Origin of the sequence: Streptomyces gelaticus (assembly GCF_014649535.1) — a bacterium.
GTDB lineage: Bacteria > Actinomycetota > Actinomycetes > Streptomycetales > Streptomycetaceae > Streptomyces > Streptomyces gelaticus.
The window spans coordinates 210,679-228,546 of the sequence record NZ_BMTF01000001.1; the positions used below are offsets into that span (position 1 = coordinate 210,679).

Below are 17,868 nucleotides of genomic sequence, written 5' to 3' on the forward strand. Positions count from 1 at the left end.
GTCCACGGGCCCCGACCGGCGCTCCGCGGGCCCCGGGCGGCGTCAGCTCTCCGGCACCACTTCTCGGGCCGTCCCGTCCGCCGCGTCCGCCCCAGTGGGCATGGCTGTTGTGGCCGTCGCGGCCCTGGCGGCCGTTCCGGTCGCGAGGCGCAGCTGTTCCTCCTCGACGATGCGTCGGGCCAGAGCCCCGTCCGACACATCCACGGCGTCCGGCGTCGTCTCGGCGACGTCGCTGCGTCGTGCGTACAGGTCGAACAGCCGCTCCTTGCGGGCCAGGATGTCCAGCATCCGTTCGTCGACGCTGTCGGCCGCGAGGAGCCGGTGCACCTGGACGGTCCTTATCTGACCCATCCGGTGGACGCGGGCCACCGCCTGGTGCTCCATGGTCGGCTTGATCTGCGGTTCGCAGATGATGACGACCGACGCCGACTGCATGTTCAGTCCGACTCCGCCCGCCTGGATCTGGCTGAGCAGCACGGCATGGCCGTCCACGGCACCGAAGTCGTCGATCAGCCGCTGGCGGCGGGCAGCTGGGAGGCTCCCCGAGAGCGGGCCGAACACGGGTGATTCCAGGGCCTGTCCGACCGTGTGCAGCACTTCGCGGAAGTAGGAGAACACCACGACCTTCAGGCCGTTGTCCGCCGCCTCGGCCACCAGCTCGCGCAGCCGGTTCAGCTTCCTGGACGTGCCGGGCCGGGCGTACGCGGCCCGGCGCATCCGCATGAAGTGCCCGGCGCCCACCGCCTCGCGATAGGCGTCGAGATCGCCCGGGCTGAACTCCTCCCACTCGTCGACCTGGACCAGCGCCGGGAGTTCGGTCAGCACATCCACCTGGTTGCGCCGCAGATAGGCCGGGGCGACCGCCCTGCGGAAGGCGAGCGAACCGGCGGCCCCATGGGTGGTGTGTATCGAGGGGGCCAGCTCCGGCTGGAGGTGACGGACCAGGCTGCGGAACTCCTCGACGCGGTTCTCCATGGGCGTGCCGGTCAGGAACAGGACCCGTTCGGTGTGCTGCGTCCAGCCGGACACCGCCTGGGACCGGCGGGTGGCGGGGTTCTTGACGTAGTGGGCCTCGTCGACCACCAGCATGCCGGGCCGTAGGCCGCAGTCCGCGGCGGCCGGCAGCGTGTGCAGGGCGTCGAACGTGGTGAGGGCGACTCCGCCGCCGCGACGCCATTCCCCGAAGGCCGACTGCCGCTCGGGGCCGTGCACCGGCAGGGTGCGCAGCGTGGAGCGGGCGCGGATCTCGCGCGCCCAGTTGATCAGTACGCTGGCCGGGCAGACCACCAGGAAGTGCGTCTCGCCCCGCGCCGAGAGATGCGCGAGCGCGGCGATGGCCTGGACGGTCTTGCCGAGCCCCATCTCGTCACCGAGGATCACCCGCTTCTGCGCGAGCGCGAACCGCGCGCCGAACGACTGGTAGCCGCGCAGCGAGACGCGCAGATGGGCGTCGTCCAGCCGCAGACCGCGCACCCGGTCCGCCATCCCGGACGGCAGGAACCCCTCGGCCGCGTCCCGGTCCGGGCCGGTGCCGGACATCTCGGCGAGCAGGCTGTAGTACTCGGCGGACCGCAGCTCGAAATCCACCCACGCCGCGAGGTCCGACTCCGGGGCCCGCAGCAGATCCACCGAGACCTGCCCGAACAGCAGGGGCAGTTCCCGCCGTTCCGCCTCGGTGACGGTGCTCCGCACCTCGGCGACGGCCTCCTGTGCCCGGGAGCGGGCCTCCCGTCCGGTGAGCAGCATGCGCAGCCGGCCGCGCGCGGGCCCGGCGGCGGCCAGCAGGGGTTCGAGGCGCGCGACGAGCCGGCCCGCAGCGTCCACCGCCCGCCGGACGTCGGGACCGGCGTCGACCAGCCGGTGCAGTGCCACGACCAGTGCGGTCGTGGCTTCGTCCGGGGCGTCCACGTCCATCCGGACCGTGACCGTGTCCCGCACCGCGTGCGCGATCTGGCCGGCCGCGGCCAGCACCTGGTCGGCGGTCTGCGCGCCGACCCCGGGGATCTGCCGCAATTCATAACGGTTGGCCGCGTGGACCCGGCCGACGGTGGTGAAACCGGCCTGCTCGACCGCGCCGAGCCGCAGCCTGCCTGCGGTGACGTCCTTGAGCCTGGCGGCCGGGATGGCGGCGAGCTCCCGGCGGACGAGGGAATCGAGCAGCGGCTTCAGCGCGCCGTGCACGGCATTCACGGCGCGGGTGTGATCGGCCAGCACGGTGCGCGCGGTCTCCAGCAGCAGCCCGGCCCGGGTCAGCAGCTCCCGGGCGGCCCTTCCCGTGGGCGCGCCGTCCTCCGCCGCTCCGGCCTGTGTCATGTATGTCCCTCTGTCCGCGCAGCCCGGCTGCCGTCCCGCCCGGCACCTGCCCGGACGATTCCTATCGTGCCACGCGGCTCCGACAGCCCCGGCTGCTCAGGGCTTTGGCGGCCGGCGCTCAGCCGGGGAGAACTTGTCGGACCCGGTTCCGGAACCCGGGGCGCCGAGGCCCTGCGCGGGCTCCGGCTCGCCGTCCCCGTGCACGACATCGCCATCGACTTCTGGCGGGCCATGGCCCTGCGCGGCTTCGAGGGCGCGCCCGCCGCCGCCGGACTCGCCCCGGACGACGACGCGTTGCCGGTTCCGCTTCAACGTCGTCAACGGTTCGACGAAATCCCTCCAGGAGTACGGGCTCCACCTGGAGCACGACGAGCGGTACGAACTGAGCTCCGAGTACTGGTCGATCGTGAAGCGGCTCACCGCCGGTGAGGTCTTCGACCACAAGGACCGGCCGGGGCCCGGCCGTGTGCGCCGCGATCGGGCCGTACGCCGGCACTCCGTGCACATCCCGGAAGACCACCCGCTCGCCATGCCCGGGCCGGCCCCGTACGGCGTACGGCATCGCGGCCGGTGCCCCGGATGCGGGCTGCGGCCGGCAGTGCCCGGTGCGAGACTCGGAACGTCGGGAAGGCTCCCGCAGCCCGGGGCACGGGCATCGTCGAAGGAGCAGGCCATGCTCACCACCCGCTATGCCGACGGAGCGCCCAACTGGACCGATCTGGGCACCCCTGATATCGACCGTGCCGTCGCGTTCTACACCGGCCTGTTCGGCTGGGAGTACAGCGCCGGCGGACCGGAGACCGGTGGCTACGGCACGTTCACCCTGGACGGGAAGACGGCCGCCGGGGCGATGACGGTCACCGAGAAGCAGGGGGAGCCGTCCTGGTCGGTCTATTTCCGGTCACCGGACGCCGACGCCACCGCGCGGGCGGTCGAGAGGGCCGGCGGCACCGTACCGTTCGCCCCGACGGACGTCCTGGACCTCGGCAGGATGGCCGGATTCAGGGACCGGGCGGGGGCCTTCTTCGGCATCTGGCAGCCGGGGCGGAACCCGGGCCTGGGGGCAGTGGGTGTCCCGGGCAGTCTGTGCTGGGCCGAGCTGTACACCCCGGACGTCCCCGCGGCCGCAGCCTTCTACGACGCGGTATTCGGATGGGAGACCGCCCTGACACCGTTCCCCGGCGGAGGCGGGTCCTACACGGTGATCCGGACCAGGGGCGGCGGCCAGGAAGCGGGTTTCGGCGGCCTCGTACCACTCAACGCGGTGGCGACCAGAGCGGTGGCCGGATCGCACTGGCTCCCGTACTTCGAGGTCGAGGACTGCGACGCGGCGGTGGCGCGAGTGGAACGGCTGGGTGGCAAACTGACCCTGGAACCGATGGAGATGGAAGGCGTGGGAGAGTTCGCCCATGTCGCCGATCCGGACGGCGCCGAATTCGCCCTGATCAAGAGTGCATCGGCGTCGCAGAGCTGACCGGAAGTCATCGGCGCGCCGCATTGATGAGGCGTTGATCAGTCGTTTATCGCGGCCGGGCACTGTGGACGCATGCTGATCAACACCGCGGACGACCCCGCACTCGCCTGGCAGGAGACCGCGCTGTGCGCCCAGGCGGGGCCCGAGTTCTTCTTCCCCGCCCCCGGCAGCTCGACCCGTGAGGCCAAGCAGCTCTGCAACGCCTGCGAGGGGCGCGTGGCCTGCCTGGAGTACGCCCTCGCCAACGACGAGCGCTTCGGAGTATGGGGCGGGCTCTCCGAGAAGGAGCGGGAACGGCTGCGCAGGACCGGCCGCGGCTGAGGCGTCCCCGCCGGCCTGGGACGATGTCGGTATGAATGATCAAAGCAGGAACGGTTTGCTCGCGGCGGCCGTGCGGCTGCGCACCGAGGGCCACCGGGAGGAGGCCCGGCAGCGGCTGCTCTCCCTCTCCGTCGACTTCCCCGCGGACGCGGAGATCGCTTACCAGACGGCCTGGGCGCACGATGTGCTCGGTCTGGAGGCCGAGGCGGTGCCGTTCTACGAACGCTCACTGGCCGGGACCGGGCTGTCGGAGGAGGACCACAGGGGCGCGCTGCGCGGCCTCGGGAGCACCTACCGGGTGCTCGGACAGTACGACAAGGCCGTCGAGGTCCTGCGCGCGGGTGCCGGGCAGTTCCCGGACGACGGGGCGCTGCGGACGTTTCTCGCCATGGCCCTGTTCAACACCGGTGAGCACCACGAAGCCATGCGACTGCTGCTGCAACTGCTCGCGGCCGGCAGCACGGACCCGTCTGTGCGCCAGTACCGGGCGGCGATCGAGCACTATGCGCGGGACCTGAACGAAACGGTGTGAGACAGGCGCGGGGCGTCGGTCGCCGCCCCGCGCCGGGACGGAGCGGGGCGGCGGCCTTCAGGGGTCTCAGACGCCGGCGCGCGCGGCCATCCGGGCCTTGCGGGCCGCCAGCTTCTCGTCGAACTTGGCCGCCTCGTCGTCCAGGCCGCTCATGTACAGCCCGAGCTCCTCCTGCGCCTTCAGGCCCTCGGGGCCCAGGCCGTCGATGGAGAGAACCTTCAGGTAGCGCAGCACGGGCTGGATCACGTCGTCGTGGTGGATGCGCATGTTGTAGATCTCGCCGATCGCCATCTGTGCGGCGGCCCGCTCGAAGCCCGGCATGCCGTGACCGGGCATCCGGAAGTTGACGACGACGTCGCGCACGGCCTGCATCGTCAGGTCCGGGGCGAGCTCGAAGGCCGCACCGAGGAGGTTGCGGTAGAAGACCATGTGCAGGTTCTCGTCGGTGGCGATCCGCGCCAGCATGCGGTCGCAGACCGGGTCGCCCGACTGGTGGCCGGTGTTGCGGTGCGAGACGCGGGTGGCCAGCTCCTGGAAGGCGACGTACGCCACGGAGTGCAGCATCGAGTGCCGGTTGTCCGACTCGAAACCGTCCGCCATGTGCGCCATCCGGAACTGCTCCAGCTTGTCCGGGTCGACCGCCCGTGAGGTGAGCAGGTAGTCACGCATCACGATGCCGTGCCGGCCCTCCTCCGCGGTCCAGCGGTGCACCCAGGTGCCCCAGGCGCCGTCGCGGCCGAAGAGGGAGGCGATCTCGTGGTGGTAGCTGGGGAGGTTGTCCTCGGTGAGCAGATTCACCACCAGCGCGACCTTGCCGATGTCGGTGACCTTGGACTGGTCGGCCTGCCAGGCCTCACCGTCCTCGAAGACACCGGGGAAGTTCCGTCCGTCGGAGAACGGGACGTACTCGTGGGGCATCCAGTCCTTGGCGACCTTGAGATGGCGGTTGAGCTCCTTCTCCACCACCTCTTCCAGGGCGTACAGCAGCTGGGCGTCGGTCCACGCCTTGGGGCTGCCGAGGTGGGGAGCGGTGATCGTCACGGGTGACTCCTGGGGACGGGAGAATTACCTACGGATACGTAGGTTACGAGACCGTAGGTTAAAGCGGCGGTAAGCCCACCGCCAATCCCGCCCTCTCGATGTCCTGTTAGGTGTTGATATGTGCGCATGCCGGGGCCGGCCGGCCCCGGCCACGGGTGCTCCGGGCTGTCGGCGTACTCGGAGCGAACGCTTGCTGGGCGCGGTCGGCCGTGCGGGGTCAGAGCAGATGGTCCGCCGCGCCGGACTTCACCGCGGAGATCAGTGCCCGCAGCGCCTCCAGCGAGTCGCTGACATGGGCGGTGGTGTCCGTGGTGGAGCCGATGTACGCCCTGCCCTGGTCGTCGACCCCGAAGCGGAAGCAGTTGGCGCCCTCGCTGCAGAAGGCCTCGTCCCAGCAGATATCGGTCATGGTCGCTCTCCTCAGAGGTCATGGGCTATGGATCGGATGAAGTCGCGCGATTCCCCGACGGGTAGCGCGAGAGTGCGCAGACGCTCCAACAGACCGCGATGGCGCCGCAGTTGCATTTCGGAGTCCAGCAGCATCGAACCATGCGAGGAATCGAGCTGTACGGTGTCGAGTTGCGGCACCGCGGCGCCCACATAGGTGAACGACTGTCCGGCGCCCGGGAAACCGCCGGCCGCGAACGGGATGACCCGGACCGTGATCCGGTCGCGCTCGGAGTGCTCGACGATGTGGTCCAGCTGGGCCCGCGCCACCTTCGGACCGCCGAACTGCATGCGCAGCGCGGCCTCGTGGATCACCGACTCGTACATCGGCGGAAGGTCCCGCTCCAGCACTTCCTGGCGGCGCAGTCGCAGCGAGAGCCGGGCCGCCAGATCGGGTCCGGGCAACTGTGGATCGGCGGTGTCGAAGACCGCCCGTGCATGCTCCTCGGTCTGCAGCAGGCCGGGGATGTGCGTGGTGGTGGATGTGGTCAACTCCACTGCGTGGTGCTCGAGTTCGGCGATGTCGAGCAGTGCGGGGAGCAGTAGTCCGCGATGCTCCTCCCACCAGCCCCCGGTGCGCTCCTGGGCCATCGCGGCGAGCAGGTCGACGAGCTCGGTGTCCGGGCAGCCGTAGTTGAAGGCGAGGGTGCGGACCCGCTCGGCGCTGATGCCGAACCGTCCCGATTCGATGTTCGGGATGCGGGTGCGGTCGACGCCGAGCAGTGCGGCGGCCTGCTGCGCCGACATGCCCGACTGCTCGCGCAGCTTGCGCAGTTCGTGCCCGAGTCGCTGCTGCCGGGCGGTCGGGGTGCTTCTGGGCGGCAAGGGGCGATTCCTTCCGGGGGAGGGGTCGAAATGGCCGGATCCGGACAAGTAGTAGCACCGTGCTCCAGGGTGCGCTACGGTCGGTAGCGCAAGTCTCACACGGGGCGACCGCGCTTACGTGTGATTGTCGCCATAATTACCGAAATGTGAGCATCTTGATGAAGGGCGCACTGCGTCGTCTCCCAGCCGTCGCATCTGCCGGCCCCCACCCGCCGGTGGCTGACAACCTGAGTTATTCGTTCGCGTTGCCCGGCGGCGCTTTCTGTGCCGGTCTCGCGCGCGGCGCGGTGGGCGATCTCCTCACCCGGCACGGCCTCGCGGAGCTTCGCGAGCCGGCCGTGCTCGCCGCCTCCGAACTGGTCGCGACCGCCTACCGGTTCACCCCGGACCGGGAGATGCTGCTGCGGGTGCACTGGCAGTTCGACGCGCTCCGCATCACCCTCTACGACCAGCACCCCTCCCACGGCTCGGCCGTGAAGTCCGAGACGTGCCGGGAGCGTCGCAGCGCCAGCATGTGGCTGCTGGCCGCCGCGGTCGACGCGCACGGCGGGGACTGGGGGCTGGCGCCCGCGCTGACTCCGTCCGGAGGCTGCAAGGCCTGGGCCTTACTCCACAGGTGATCCCGGCGCCGCTGCCGCTCCCGTCGGAGGCGAGGTCAGCAGGGACCGCCGAGCAACTCGGCCAGACCGCGGTCGAGATCCAGGAACCGGTGCTCGTCGCCGACCGGCACCATGTCCTGCGCCCGGCCCAGGAAACGGCGCAACTCCGCCGTGCGGACGTGCACCATCGCGATTCCCTCGGCAGCGTGGAACTCCAGGACCGTACGGTCGTAGCCGAACGGCCTGACGCGTACGTCCCCGACGCCGGCCGCCCCGTCCATCCCCGCTGCCAGCAGCTCGCGGGAGAACTCCCAGGCGACCTCGGTGCCTTCCAGGGTCGCCGGGGCGGGGAACGCCATGCGGACGGTGAACGGATCCTTCGGGTCGTAATGCAGGGTGGCGGGAAGAGTCTCCATCCGCGGCGCGGACGCGACCATGCGGGCCTGCACGGACTGCTGGATGACGGTGGACAAGACCTGCTCCCTTTCTCGGCCAGATGAACGGTTCCCGGCACTGATGAAGACGACCGAAGTCCCTCATCCGTGCACCGAAAGGTGGCGTGAGCTGTGTCACCGCCCCTTCGCGCGGCCACTTGTCGACGGCGTGCCCTGGACGGGGTGCGACTCGTGGGCTAGCTTCCAGCGCCATGAGGGTCAAGGGGAAGACGAGACGATTGATGTCATGGGGGCTCTGTGCGGCGGCGCTGACCGCGGCACTGGCCACACCGGCAGCCGCGGCCACACCGGGGGACCGGCACCGACCCGGTGAGCGGCCGGTCTGGAAACTCACCGACACCGCAACCGACGCACGCTTCCGCGGTCTTGCGGCCGTCGACCGTCGCACCGCCTGGGTCGCGGGCTCCAAGGGGACAGTGCTGCGCACCTCCGACGGCGGCCGGCACTGGCGCGATGTGTCGCCGCCCGGTGCGGCTCAGGAGGCGCTGGAGTTCCGGGACATCGAGGCCTTCGACGCCCGGCGCGCGGTGGCGCTGGCCATCGGGGAGGGCGAGGCCTCCCGGGTGTTCCGCACGGACGACGGGGGAGCGACCTGGACGGAGTCGTTCCGCAACACCGACGCGCGCGCCTTCTACGACTGCCTCACCTTCTTCGACAGCCGGCACGGACTGGCGATGAGCGATCCCGTGGACGGGAAGTACCGCATCCTGTCCACCGCGGACGGCGGCCGGAGCTGGCAGGTGCTGCCCACCGGGGGCATGCCGCGGGCGCAGGCCGGTGAGGCCGGATTCGCCGCCAGTGGCCAGTGCCTGGTCGCATCGGGCCCCCGGGACGTCTGGCTGGCGACCGGCGGTGCCGCCACCGCACGGGTGCTGCATTCCGCCGACCGCGGGCTGACCTGGACCGCGGCCGAATCGACGATCCCGGCCGGCGACCCGGCCCGCGGCGTCTTCGGCCTGGCCTTCCGCGACCGCCACCACGGCATCGCGGTCGGCGGCGACTACCGGGCCGGGGAGCCGTCGCCCGACGCCGCGGCCGTGACCGGCGACGGCGGACGCACCTGGCGGCAGGCAGGCTCCGCGCCGGCCGCCTACCGCTCGGGCGTCGCCTGGCTGCCGCACAGCAGATCCGGTGCGCTGGCGGTCGGCCCGACCGGCACCGACCTCACGACGGACGGCGGCCGCACCTGGCGCACGGTCGACACCGGGTCGTACGACACCGTCGACTGCACACCGGACGGCGGCTGCTGGGCCGCGGGGGAGAAGGGGCGAGTGGGGCGCGCGGGGCGCTGAACCTTCCGCACATCTTCCCCGGAGCGGGGTCCGCTCCGGGGAAGATGTGTCACTGCGAGGGCAACTGCTGGCGGTACGGGGCGAGTTCGTCCGCGGTCTTCGTCGCGAGGAACTCCGTGATCCGGTACGCGCACACGCCCTGTGCCGTGAACGGGTCCTGTGCGACGATCTTCTTGATCCGCTCGCGGTCGTCACCGACGGCCAGGATCACCCCGCCGTCGCGCGGATTCTTGCGGCCCGACGCGATGAACACCCCGGCCGCGTACTGCGTGTCCAGCCAGGCGACGTGGTCCTGGAGCAGCGCGTCGACGTGCTCGACCGGTGCGGTGTAGGTCAATTCGAGGACAAACATGACCGCCAGGCTACGGGACGGCCCCGGCGGGCCCCGGCCTTAGAATCGGCTGCACCATGACAAACCTTGCGATGCCCGCCGACGAGGCCGAGGCCCGAGCCGTCCAGGACGCCCTGCGTGCCCGCGTGGTGCTCGACGAACCCGGTCCGCCGCCCGGCACCGGCAAGGTCACGGGGGTCGACGTGGCCTACGACGACGAGCGCGATGTCGTCGTCGCGGCAGCGGTCGTCCTCGACGAGGCGACCTTCGACGTGGTCGCCGAGACCACCGCCACCGGCCGGATCACCTTCCCGTACGTCCCCGGCCTCCTCGCCTTCCGGGAGATCCCGACCGTGCTGGCCGCGCTCGAATCCCTGCCGGTCGACCCCGGACTCGTGATCTGCGACGGCTACGGCCGGGCCCACCCGCGCCGCTTCGGACTCGCCAGCCACCTCGGGGTGCTCACCGGTCTCCCGGTGATCGGCGTCGCCAAGAACCCGTTCACCTTCACGTACGAGCAACCGGGCCCGCACCGGGGCGACCAGTCGCCGCTGCTCGACGGCGAGGAGGAAGTGGGCCGGGCGCTGCGCACCCAGGACGGCGTCAAACCCGTCTTCGTCTCTGTCGGGCACCGGACGAGCCTGGACAACGCCTGCGCCCACACCCTGCTGCTGGCCCGCGACTTCCGACAGCCGGAGACCACCCGCAGGGCCGACGCGCTCTGCCGGCAGGCCCTGCGGGAGGCGACCACCTGAGTATGCGTACGGATTCCGTTTGCCGATCATGACCGGCAAGCTGGTACGCATGAACGAACATCGAACGTCCACTCGACCCGGTACCGTCTATCTCGCTCAGCGCCGGGTCGCGGTGGGAATGACACTCGGCATGATCGCGGGAGCGGTCTGGGCCGTTTCGATGATCTGCACGCTGGTGTCCTGGGCGCTCTGAGCCCCACGGCTATGTGTGCTGGTCCGGACCCTGGGCGTTGCGCAGTGCGCCCCGGGTGACCTCGTCCCCGACGCCCGTCACGGGCAGGTTCCCGAACGCCGTCGGCGCGCAGCAGCCGCACCGTACGCGCCTCCCGGGGCACATTGCCCATGCGGGCCAGTGGCCAGTCCGTGCCTTTTGGCAACCGGACCGACACATGCGCCGAGGCCTTGGCATCGCCCGGCTTCCCGGCCGGCGCCGGCCACCACACGGAACAGCCGAGTGCGAGCGGGAGAAGCGACGCGACGGCCAGGGCCGGGAACCCGGCGGGGGAGCGGCCCAGCCGATGGGCCGCCGGATCGCGGTCGTCGGCCGGCCCGGCGGGTGCGGATGCCGGGCCGGGCGCTGCCGCAGGGCGCTTCCCGGCCGCCGCCCGCGCCAGGGCGAGCGCCCGGTCGAGTTCGCCGGCCGGGGCCCGCAGCGCCGAGTGCAACTGCTCGACGATCCGGCACGGGGCGTTGGAGGCGTGAGACGCGTTCAGATAGCGCGACAGGGTGGTCTGGTCGATGCCCAGCCGCTTGGCGAGGGACTGCTGAGTGGGTTTCTCGCGGCCGTCGCGCGCCGACGCTTCCCACCAGTTCCGCAGTAACCCGGCGAGCGCCCGCCCCGGCTGTTCCTCGTGACCCGCCACAGTGTTGTCCGTCATCGTTCTTCCCCGACTCTCTGTGTGCATGGCCGCAGGTCAGCGCCGTGCATCGGGAACATGCCCGGGTGCGTCGGCCTGCGGGACGCAGATCGTAGTGAAAGCGTCGATCCGCGCCGCGCAGCCGAGGAGCCCGCGACGCGGCGCCACGGCCCGCCCGCCCGGGAACGAGGAGACCGGGGCAGGCGTCGGACATCACCCGAACGAGTGCGTGTCGCCCCGGGCTCCGGGTCAGCGGGCGAAGGCGACCTGGAAGCGCAGACCGGCCGCTCGCAGCCGCTCCAGCAGTGCGTCACCCATCGCGGCGGCCGTGGTGACCTGCCCCGATGTCGGCGGGAGCTCGTCCAGGGCAAGGCAGAGAGCGGAATGGGCGAGCATCTTCGCCGTTTCGTCGTATCCGGGTCCCCGCCCGAGACCTCGGTGAAGACCCGGTGCCCGCCGCCCGTACCGACGAACCGCACCAGCGGCAGTCGGAGGGGGCGTGGGCGGCCAGGTATTCGGCGGTGAGGGCACCCACGAAGCCGGTGGCGCCGAAGAGGACCACGTCATAGGGGCGTTGTGCCCCGTTCCGCCCGTCCGCGAGTGCCTCCGCGGGGGCCGGTGCCGATGTGGCACGGCAGAGGCTAGCGGAGGGGTTCGTGGCGGTGTGCGGCAGGGCGGCCCCGGTGAGGGAGGATCCTGGAGAAAGAGCTAAGCGCTTGCTCGTCCCAAGGGCTTGTGCGGAGCACGGCGCATTCTTAGCATCATCGATGTTACATCAGTTGTGTCATACCGCTGGGGGCTTGATGGCAACGACAGAGCACGGCTCGCACGGCCCGCTGGCAGGGGTGCGGGTGGTCGAACTGGCCGGCATCGGACCCGGTCCGTTCGCCGCGATGCTCCTGGCCGACCTCGGTGCCGATGTCGTCAGGATCGACCGGCCCGGCGGTGCGGGGCTGGGCATCGACCCCGCGTACGACCTCACCAACCGCAACAAGCGCTCCGTTCTCGTCGACCTCAAGGCGGAGGGCGGTGCCGCCAGGGTGCTCGACCTGGCAGAGCGCGCCGACATCCTGATCGAGGGGTACCGGCCGGGGGTCGCCGAACGCCTCGGCGTCGGACCCGACGCCGCACTGGCCCGCAATCCGCGGCTCGTGTACGGGCGGATGACCGGTTGGGGCCAGGACGGACCGCTGGCCGAACGGGCCGGTCACGACATCGCCTACATCGCGCTCACCGGCACCCTGTCCATGATCGGCAAGCCCGGCGAGCCGCCCACCGTCCCGGCCAATCTCGTCGGCGACTACGCGGGCGGCTCGCTCTATCTCGTCGTCGGTGTGCTCGCCGCCCTCCAGCACGCCCGCACCCCCGGCGGCCGGGGCCAGGTCGTGGACGCGGCGATCGTCGACGGCGCCGCCCATCTCGCCATGATGATCCATGGAATGCTGGCGGCCGGCGGCTGGCAGGACCGGCGCGGCTCCAATCTCCTGGACGGCGGCTGCCCGTTCTACGGAACGTACGAGACCGCCGACGGGCAGTACATGGCGGTCGGGCCGCTGGAACAGCGGTTCTACGAGGAGTTCGGCAGACTCCTCGGGCTCGGGGACGAAGCCCCGGACCGCGGCGACATCGGACGGTGGGAGGAGCTGCGCACCGTCGTCGCCGACCGATTCCGGACCCGTACGCGTGCCGAGTGGACCGAGGTGTTCCAGGGATCGGACGCCTGCGTCGCCCCCGTCCTCTCGCTCCGTGAGGCGCCCCACCACCCGCACATCGCCGCCCGCTCCACCTTCGTCGAGCACGACGGGCTCACCCAGCCCGCGCCCGCACCCCGCTTCTCCGCGACCCCCGTCTCCGTGCGCTCCGGGCCCACGCGGCCCGGAGCGGACACCGAAGCCGTCGCCGCCGACTGGGGCGTACCCGGCATCGCCAAGCCGTGATCCCCGCCGGCCTCGACCGGCCCGGCCCATCCCCACCGTCAACACCGGCTCCAGGAGGCCCCAGTGCAGCGGCAGATCTTCACCGAAGAGCACGACGCGTTCCGCGAGACCGTGCGCACCTTCCTCACCAAGGAGGTCCTCCCGCACTACGAGCAGTGGGAGAAGGACGGCATCGTCTCGCGCGAGGCCTGGCTCGCGGCCGGCCGGCAGGGGCTGCTGGGCCTCGCAGTACCCGAGGAGTACGGGGGCGGCGGCAACACCGACTTCCGGTACAGCGCCGTACTCGCCGAGGAGTTCACCCGGGCCGGTGCGCCCGGTCTCGCGCTCGGGCTGCACAACGACATCATCGGCCCCTACCTCACCGGTCTCGGCACCGAGGAGCAGAAGCGGCGCTGGCTGCCCGGCTTCTGCAGCGGCGAGACCATCACCGCCATCGCCATGACCGAACCCGGCGCCGGCTCCGACCTCCAGGGCATCCGCACCACCGCCGAGGACAGGGGCGACCACTGGCTGCTCAACGGGTCCAAGACCTTCATCTCCAACGGCATCCTCGCCGACCTGGTGATCGTCGTGGCGAAGACCACCCCCGAGGGCGGTGCGAAGGGACTCTCGCTGATCGTCGTCGAACGCGGCGCGGAGGGCTTCGAGCGGGGCCGCAACCTCGACAAGATCGGCCAGAAGTCCCAGGACACCGCAGAGCTGTTCTTCCGCGACGTCCGCGTCCCCAAGGAGAACCTGCTCGGCGAGCGGGACGGTGCCTTCATCCACCTGATGACCAATCTCGCGCAGGAACGGATGGGCATAGCGGTCGCCGGGATCGCCGCGGCCGAACACCTGCTGGAGATCACCACGCGGTACGTCAAGGAGCGCGAGGCCTTCGGACGGCCGCTCTCCAAGCTCCAGCACATCAGGTTCGAGATCGCCGAGATGGCCACCGAGTGCGCCGTCACCCGTACCTTCCTCGACCGCTGCATCGTCGACCACTCCGACGGGACGCTCGACGCCGTGCACGCCTCGATGGCCAAGTGGTGGGCCACCGAACTGCAGAAGCGCGTGGCCGACCGCTGTCTCCAACTGCACGGCGGATACGGCTACATGGCGGAGTATCCGGTCGCCAAGGCGTTCACCGACGGCCGCATCCAGACCATCTACGGCGGCACGACCGAGATCATGAAGGAGATCATCGGCCGCTCGCTGCTCGCCTGACCCTGTCGCACAACCACCCCCGAAAGGCTGCTGTCTTGAGTACCGAAGCGTTTGTCTACGACGCGATCCGCACCCCGCGCGGCCGCGGCAAGGCCAATGGAGCCCTGCACGGCACCAAGCCGATCGACCTCGTCGTCGGCCTCATCCACGAGCTCCGCAGCCGCTTCCCCGGCCTCGACCCGGCGGCCATCGACGACATCGTCCTCGGCGTGGTCAGCCCGCTCGGCGACCAGGGCTCGGACATCGCGCGGATCGCCGCCATCGCGGCCGGTCTCCCGGACACCGTCGCCGGCGTCCAGGAGAACCGCTTCTGTGCCTCGGGTCTGGAAGCCGTCAACCTGGCCGCGGCAAAGGTCCGTTCGGGCTGGGAGGACCTCGTGCTCGCGGGCGGCGTCGAGTCGATGTCCCGTGTCCCGATGGGCTCCGACGGTGGCGCCTGGGCGATGGACCCGATGACCAGCTTCGAGACCGGCTTCGCCCCGCAGGGCATCGGCGCCGACCTCATCGCCACCATCGAGGGCTTCTCCCGGCGCGACGTCGACGAGTTCGCAGCCCTCTCCCAGGAACGTGCCGCCGAAGCGTGGAAGGACGGCCGTTTCGCGCGTTCCGTCGTCCCCGTCAAGGACCGCAACGGACTCGTCGTGCTCGACCACGACGAGCACATGCGGCCCGGTACCACCGCCGACTCGCTCGCCGCGCTCAAGCCCTCCTTCGCCGCGATCGGCGAAATGGGCGGCTTCGACGCGGTGGCGCTGCAGAAGTACCACTGGGTCGAGAAGATCGACCACGTCCACCACGCCGGCAACTCCTCCGGCATCGTCGACGGCGCCGCGCTTGTCGCGATCGGCAACAAGGAGGTCGGCGAGCGCTACGGACTCACGCCACGCGCCCGGATCGTCTCCGCCGCCGTCTCCGGCTCCGAGCCGACCATCATGCTGACCGGCCCCGCGCCCGCCACCCGCAAGGCACTCGCCAAGGCCGGGCTGACCATCGACGACATCGACCTCGTCGAGATCAACGAGGCGTTCGCCGGAGTCGTGCTCCGTTTCGCCCGGGACATGGGCCTCCCGCTCGACAGGATCAACGTCAACGGCGGCGCCATCGCACTCGGCCACCCCCTCGGCGCCACCGGAGCGATGATCCTCGGCACCCTCATCGACGAACTGGAGCGCCGCGACCAGCGGTACGGCCTCGCCACCCTCTGCGTCGGCGGCGGCATGGGCGTCGCCACCGTCATCGAGCGTCTCTGACCGTCCCCGGCCACCCCTGCCTACGGAGAAGAAAAGCAATGACCGAGAGCACGACCATCCGCTGGGAACAGGACGAGACCGGCGTCGTCACCCTCGTACTCGACGACCCCGACCAGTCCGCCAACACGATGAACCAGGCCTTCAAGGACTCCATCGCGGCCGTCGCCGACCGCGCCGAGGCCGAGAAGGACTCCATCCGCGGCATCATCTACACCTCCGCCAAGAAGACCTTCTTCGCGGGCGGCGACCTCAAGGACATGATCAAGGTCGGTCCCGAGAACGCCCAGCAGGCCTTCGACACCGGCACCGCCATCAAGAACTCGCTCCGCCGCATCGAGACCCTCGGCAAGCCCGTCGTCGCCGCCATCAACGGGGCGGCGCTCGGCGGCGGTTACGAGATCGCGCTCGCCTCGCACCACCGCGTCGCCCTCGACGCACCCGGCTCCCGGATCGGCCTGCCCGAGGTCACTCTCGGCCTGCTGCCCGCCGGCGGCGGCGTCACCCGCACCGTACGCCTCATGGGCATCGCCGACGCGCTGCTGAAGGTCCTTCTCCAGGGCACCCAGTACACCCCGCGGCGCGCCCTGGAGAACGGCCTGGTCCACGAGGTCGCCGCCACCCGGGAGGAGATGCTCGACAAGGCCCGCGCCTTCATCGACGCCAACCCCGAGTCCCAGCAGCCCTGGGACGTCAAGGGGTACCGGATCCCCGGCGGCACTCCGTCCAACCCCAAGTTCGCCGCCAACCTGCCGGCGTTCCCGGCCAACCTGAAGAAGCAGCTCGCGGGTGCCCCGATGCCCGCGCCGCGCAACATCCTGGCCGCCGCCGTCGAGGGCTCCCAGGTCGACTTCGAGACCGCACTGACCATCGAGGCCCGCTACTTCACCGAGCTGGTCACCGGCCAGGTCGCGAAGAACATGATCCAGGCGTTCTTCTTCGACCTCCAGGCCGTCAACTCCGGTGCCAGCCGTCCCAAGGGCATCGAGGAGCGCCAGGTCGACAAGGTCGCCGTGCTCGGCGCCGGGATGATGGGCGCCGGAATCGCGTACTCCTGCGCCCGCGCCGGCATCGAGGTCATCCTCAAGGACGTCTCCGCCGAGGCCGCAGCCAAGGGCAAGGCGTACAGCGAGAAGCTGCTCGACAAGGCGCTCGCCCGGGGCCGCACCACCGTGGCCGAGCGTGACGAACTGCTGGCCCGGATCACCCCGACCGGCGACCCGGCCGATCTGGCGGGCTGCGACGCCGTCATCGAGGCCGTCTTCGAGGACACCGCTCTCAAGCACAAGGTGTTCCAGGAGATCCAGGACATCATCGAGCCGGACGCGCTGCTCTGCTCCAACACCTCGACCCTGCCCATCACCGTGCTCGCCGAAGGCGTCGAGCGCCCGGACGACTTTATCGGGCTGCACTTCTTCTCGCCCGTGGACAAGATGCCGCTGGTCGAGATCATCAGGGGCGAGCGGACCGGCGACCAGGCCCTGGCCCGCGCCTTCGACCTGGTCCGCCGGATCAAGAAGACCCCGATCGTCGTCAACGACTCGCGCGGCTTCTTCACCTCGCGCGTCATCGGCCAGTTCATCAACGAGGGCGTCGCCATGGTCGGCGAGGGCGTCGAACCCGCGTCCGTCGAGCAGGCCGCGGCACAGTCCGGGTACCCGGCCAAGGTGCTCTCCCTGATGGACGAGCTGACGCTCACCCTGCCCCGCAAGATCCGCAACGAGACCCGGCGGGCCGTCGAGGAGGCCGGCGGCACCTGGGCCGGACACCCCGCGGACGTGGTCATCGACCGGATGGTCGACGAGTTCGACCGGCCGGGACGCAGCGGCGGCGCGGGCTTCTACGAGTACGACGAGAACGGCACGCGTACCCGCCTCTGGCCCGGACTGCGGGAGCACTTCACGAAGCCGGACACGGACATCCCCTTCATCGACATGAAGGAGCGGATGCTGTTCTCCGAGGCCCTGGACAGCGTCCGCTGCCTGGAGGAGAACGTCCTCGTCTCGGTCGCCGACGCCAACATCGGCTCCATCATGGGCATCGGCTTCCCGCCGTGGACCGGCGGCGTGCTCCAGTACATCAACGGGTACGAGGGCGGCCTGCCCGGCTTCGTCGCCCGCGCCCGGGAGCTCGCGGAGCGGTACGGCGACCGCTTCCTGCCGCCCGCGCTGCTCGTGGAGAAGGCCGAGAAGGGCGAGACCTTCCACGACTGAGCCCCACGACCGACGCACGCCCC

17 protein-coding genes and 2 pseudogenes are annotated in these 17,868 nt (G+C 70.9%); 12 read left to right on the top strand and 7 right to left on the bottom strand.

The window, feature by feature from the left end; genetic code table 11:
* Positions 1-42 precede the first annotated feature (42 nt).
* Positions 43-2,313 carry a DEAD/DEAH box helicase gene (locus IE107_RS00950; RefSeq protein WP_189539910.1) on the bottom strand — a complete coding sequence of 757 codons (2,271 nt, stop codon included), beginning with the start codon at positions 2,311-2,313 and terminating at the stop codon, positions 43-45.
* Positions 2,314-2,445: 132 nt separating this feature from the next.
* Between IE107_RS00950 and IE107_RS34655 the strand changes: the two are divergent.
* From IE107_RS34655 to IE107_RS00965, 4 genes and pseudogenes are all read left to right on the top strand, one after another.
* Positions 2,446-2,610, top strand: a pseudogene (locus IE107_RS34655) (ABC transporter substrate-binding protein); the annotation flags it as partial.
* 376 nt (positions 2,611-2,986) lie between these two features.
* Positions 2,987-3,787 (top strand): VOC family protein, encoded by an 801-nt coding sequence (locus tag IE107_RS00955; RefSeq protein WP_189539912.1) that lies wholly within the window; start codon positions 2,987-2,989, stop codon positions 3,785-3,787.
* A gap of 72 nt (positions 3,788-3,859) precedes the next feature.
* The gene (locus IE107_RS00960; RefSeq protein ID WP_072484995.1) at positions 3,860-4,108 is read left to right on the top strand and encodes a WhiB family transcriptional regulator; all 249 of its coding nucleotides are present in this window, start codon (positions 3,860-3,862) and stop codon (positions 4,106-4,108) included.
* Between the two features lie 31 nt (positions 4,109-4,139).
* Positions 4,140-4,640 carry a tetratricopeptide repeat protein gene (locus IE107_RS00965; RefSeq protein ID WP_189539914.1) on the top strand — a complete coding sequence of 167 codons (501 nt, stop codon included), beginning with the start codon at positions 4,140-4,142 and terminating at the stop codon, positions 4,638-4,640.
* Positions 4,641-4,706: 66 nt separating this feature from the next.
* Here the strand turns inward: IE107_RS00965 and IE107_RS00970 are convergent, their stop codons facing one another.
* The 3 genes from IE107_RS00970 to IE107_RS00980 all read right to left on the bottom strand — a co-directional run bounded on the left by IE107_RS00970 (position 4,707) and on the right by IE107_RS00980 (position 6,953).
* Positions 4,707-5,681 carry an acyl-ACP desaturase gene (locus IE107_RS00970; RefSeq protein WP_189539916.1) on the bottom strand — a complete coding sequence of 325 codons (975 nt, stop codon included), beginning with the start codon at positions 5,679-5,681 and terminating at the stop codon, positions 4,707-4,709.
* Between the two features lie 217 nt (positions 5,682-5,898).
* The gene (locus tag IE107_RS00975; protein WP_189539918.1) at positions 5,899-6,090 is read right to left on the bottom strand and encodes a hypothetical protein; all 192 of its coding nucleotides are present in this window, start codon (positions 6,088-6,090) and stop codon (positions 5,899-5,901) included.
* A gap of 11 nt (positions 6,091-6,101) precedes the next feature.
* A complete protein-coding gene (locus IE107_RS00980; protein ID WP_189539920.1) occupies positions 6,102-6,953 on the bottom strand; it encodes a helix-turn-helix domain-containing protein in 852 nt (283 codons plus the stop codon).
* 215 nt (positions 6,954-7,168) lie between these two features.
* Between IE107_RS00980 and IE107_RS00985 the strand changes: the two genes are divergently transcribed.
* Positions 7,169-7,573, top strand: a complete 405-nt coding sequence (locus IE107_RS00985; RefSeq protein WP_229866633.1) for an ATP-binding protein — start codon at positions 7,169-7,171, stop codon at positions 7,571-7,573.
* Positions 7,574-7,608: 35 nt separating this feature from the next.
* Here IE107_RS00985 and ssgD read toward each other — a convergent pair whose 3' ends face one another.
* Positions 7,609-8,025: a spore wall synthesis regulator SsgD gene (gene ssgD, locus IE107_RS00990; RefSeq protein ID WP_189539922.1), complete on the bottom strand. Its 417-nt coding sequence runs from the start codon at positions 8,023-8,025 to the stop codon at positions 7,609-7,611.
* 173 nt (positions 8,026-8,198) lie between these two features.
* Here ssgD and IE107_RS00995 point away from each other — a divergent pair, with 173 nt between their 5' ends.
* Positions 8,199-9,299, top strand: coding sequence for a WD40/YVTN/BNR-like repeat-containing protein (locus IE107_RS00995; protein WP_189539924.1), 1,101 nt, complete (start codon positions 8,199-8,201; stop codon positions 9,297-9,299).
* 49 nt (positions 9,300-9,348) lie between these two features.
* Here IE107_RS00995 and IE107_RS01000 read toward each other — a convergent pair whose 3' ends face one another.
* The gene (locus IE107_RS01000) at positions 9,349-9,651 is read right to left on the bottom strand and encodes a YciI family protein (protein ID WP_189539926.1); all 303 of its coding nucleotides are present in this window, start codon (positions 9,649-9,651) and stop codon (positions 9,349-9,351) included.
* A gap of 56 nt (positions 9,652-9,707) precedes the next feature.
* On the opposite strand from IE107_RS01000, the gene IE107_RS01005 reads away from it, so the two are divergent.
* Both IE107_RS01005 and mmpA read left to right on the top strand, forming a co-directional pair.
* Positions 9,708-10,385 (top strand): endonuclease V, encoded by a 678-nt coding sequence (locus IE107_RS01005; RefSeq protein WP_189539928.1) that lies wholly within the window; start codon positions 9,708-9,710, stop codon positions 10,383-10,385.
* Positions 10,386-10,434: 49 nt separating this feature from the next.
* The gene (gene mmpA, locus IE107_RS01010) at positions 10,435-10,578 is read left to right on the top strand and encodes a morphogenic membrane protein MmpA (RefSeq protein WP_177328089.1); all 144 of its coding nucleotides are present in this window, start codon (positions 10,435-10,437) and stop codon (positions 10,576-10,578) included.
* A gap of 913 nt (positions 10,579-11,491) precedes the next feature.
* Here mmpA and IE107_RS01015 read toward each other — a convergent pair.
* A pseudogene (locus IE107_RS01015) lies at positions 11,492-11,721 on the bottom strand (saccharopine dehydrogenase); the annotation flags it as partial.
* Between the two features lie 324 nt (positions 11,722-12,045).
* Here IE107_RS01015 and IE107_RS01020 point away from each other — a divergent pair.
* The 4 genes from IE107_RS01020 to IE107_RS01035 all read left to right on the top strand — a co-directional run bounded on the left by IE107_RS01020 (position 12,046) and on the right by IE107_RS01035 (position 17,845).
* Positions 12,046-13,179: a CaiB/BaiF CoA transferase family protein gene (locus IE107_RS01020; RefSeq protein WP_229866634.1), complete on the top strand. Its 1,134-nt coding sequence runs from the start codon at positions 12,046-12,048 to the stop codon at positions 13,177-13,179.
* A gap of 63 nt (positions 13,180-13,242) precedes the next feature.
* Positions 13,243-14,385, top strand: a complete 1,143-nt coding sequence (locus IE107_RS01025) for an acyl-CoA dehydrogenase family protein (RefSeq protein WP_189539932.1) — start codon at positions 13,243-13,245, stop codon at positions 14,383-14,385.
* Between the two features lie 35 nt (positions 14,386-14,420).
* Positions 14,421-15,635 carry an acetyl-CoA C-acetyltransferase gene (locus IE107_RS01030; RefSeq protein ID WP_189539934.1) on the top strand — a complete coding sequence of 405 codons (1,215 nt, stop codon included), beginning with the start codon at positions 14,421-14,423 and terminating at the stop codon, positions 15,633-15,635.
* A 38-nt stretch (positions 15,636-15,673) separates the two neighbouring features.
* Positions 15,674-17,845, top strand: a complete 2,172-nt coding sequence (locus tag IE107_RS01035) for a 3-hydroxyacyl-CoA dehydrogenase NAD-binding domain-containing protein (protein ID WP_189539936.1) — start codon at positions 15,674-15,676, stop codon at positions 17,843-17,845.
* Positions 17,846-17,868: the final 23 nt, after the last annotated feature.

Coding starts and splice junctions, on each gene's coding strand:
- IE107_RS00950 (WP_189539910.1), bottom strand. CDS start 2,313: ATGACACAGGCCGGAGCGGCGGAGGACGGCGCGCCCACGGGAAGGGCC.
- IE107_RS00955 (WP_189539912.1), top strand. CDS start 2,987: ATGCTCACCACCCGCTATGCCGACGGAGCGCCCAACTGGACCGATCTG.
- IE107_RS00960 (WP_072484995.1), top strand. CDS start 3,860: ATGCTGATCAACACCGCGGACGACCCCGCACTCGCCTGGCAGGAGACC.
- IE107_RS00965 (WP_189539914.1), top strand. CDS start 4,140: ATGAATGATCAAAGCAGGAACGGTTTGCTCGCGGCGGCCGTGCGGCTG.
- IE107_RS00975 (WP_189539918.1), bottom strand. CDS start 6,090: ATGACCGATATCTGCTGGGACGAGGCCTTCTGCAGCGAGGGCGCCAAC.
- IE107_RS00995 (WP_189539924.1), top strand. CDS start 8,199: ATGAGGGTCAAGGGGAAGACGAGACGATTGATGTCATGGGGGCTCTGT.
- IE107_RS01000 (WP_189539926.1), bottom strand. CDS start 9,651: ATGTTTGTCCTCGAATTGACCTACACCGCACCGGTCGAGCACGTCGAC.
- IE107_RS01005 (WP_189539928.1), top strand. CDS start 9,708: ATGACAAACCTTGCGATGCCCGCCGACGAGGCCGAGGCCCGAGCCGTC.
- mmpA (WP_177328089.1), top strand. CDS start 10,435: ATGAACGAACATCGAACGTCCACTCGACCCGGTACCGTCTATCTCGCT.
- IE107_RS01020 (WP_229866634.1), top strand. CDS start 12,046: ATGGCAACGACAGAGCACGGCTCGCACGGCCCGCTGGCAGGGGTGCGG.
- IE107_RS01035 (WP_189539936.1), top strand. CDS start 15,674: ATGACCGAGAGCACGACCATCCGCTGGGAACAGGACGAGACCGGCGTC.